Origin of the sequence: Pseudomonas ceruminis, assembly GCF_021602025.1 — a bacterium.
Lineage (GTDB): Bacteria > Pseudomonadota > Gammaproteobacteria > Pseudomonadales > Pseudomonadaceae > Aquipseudomonas > Aquipseudomonas ceruminis.
The window spans coordinates 1-1,442 of record NZ_BQHW01000065.1 but is presented as its reverse complement, the minus strand read 5'-3'; the positions used below and the strand labels follow the sequence as shown (position 1 = coordinate 1,442).

The window sequence follows — 1,442 nt, the reverse complement described above, 5'->3', positions numbered from 1 at the left end:
TGTGATGTTGCGAACTTTCGGTTCGTTTCGTCTTCACCACCGCAATCTGCGCTAGCAAATTGCTTGGGTGTTATATGGTCAAGCCTCACGGGCAATTAGTATTGGTTAGCTCAACGCCTCACAGCGCTTACACACCCAACCTATCAACGTCGTAGTCTTCGACGGCCCTTTAGGGGATTCAAGATCCCAGTGAGATCTCATCTTGAGGCAAGTTTCCCGCTTAGATGCTTTCAGCGGTTATCTCTTCCGAACATAGCTACCCGGCAATGCCACTGGCGTGACAACCGGAACACCAGAGGTTCGTCCACTCCGGTCCTCTCGTACTAGGAGCAGCCCCTCTCAAATCTCAAACGTCCACGGCAGATAGGGACCGAACTGTCTCACGACGTTCTAAACCCAGCTCGCGTACCACTTTAAATGGCGAACAGCCATACCCTTGGGACCGGCTTCAGCCCCAGGATGTGATGAGCCGACATCGAGGTGCCAAACACCGCCGTCGATATGAACTCTTGGGCGGTATCAGCCTGTTATCCCCGGAGTACCTTTTATCCGTTGAGCGATGGCCCTTCCATACAGAACCACCGGATCACTAAGACCTACTTTCGTACCTGCTCGACGTGTTTGTCTCGCAGTCAAGCGCGCTTTTGCCTTTATACTCTACGACCGATTTCCGACCGGTCTGAGCGCACCTTCGTACTCCTCCGTTACTCTTTGGGAGGAGACCGCCCCAGTCAAACTACCCACCATACACTGTCCTCGATCCGGATAACGGACCTGAGTTAGAACCTCAAAGTTGCCAGGGTGGTATTTCAAGGATGGCTCCATGAGAACTGGCGTCCCCACTTCAAAGCCTCCCACCTATCCTACACAAGCAAATTCAAAGTCCAGTGCAAAGCTATAGTAAAGGTTCACGGGGTCTTTCCGTCTAGCCGCGGATACACTGCATCTTCACAGCGATTTCAATTTCACTGAGTCTCGGGTGGAGACAGCGCCGCCATCGTTACGCCATTCGTGCAGGTCGGAACTTACCCGACAAGGAATTTCGCTACCTTAGGACCGTTATAGTTACGGCCGCCGTTTACCGGGGCTTCGATCAAGAGCTTCGCTTGCGCTAACCCCATCAATTAACCTTCCGGCACCGGGCAGGCGTCACACCCTATACGTCCACTTTCGTGTTTGCAGAGTGCTGTGTTTTTAATAAACAGTCGCAGCGGCCTGGTATCTTCGACCGGCATGGGCTTACGGAGCAAGTCCTTCACCCTCACCGGCGCACCTTCTCCCGAAGTTACGGTGCCATTTTGCCTAGTTCCTTCACCCGAGTTCTCTCAAGCGCCTTGGTATTCTCTACCTAACCACCTGTGTCGGTTTGGGGTACGGTTCCCAGTTATCTGAAGCTTAGGAGCTTTTCTTGGAAGCATGGCATCAACCACTTCGTCGCCTAA

The 1,442-nt window shown here is 52.9% G+C and carries 1 rRNA gene; it reads right to left on the bottom strand.

Annotation, left to right across the window (positions count from 1 at the left end):
- Positions 1-74: 74 nt before the first annotated feature.
- A 23S ribosomal RNA gene (locus tag L6D80_RS29800) occupies positions 75-1,442 on the bottom strand; the annotation flags it as partial.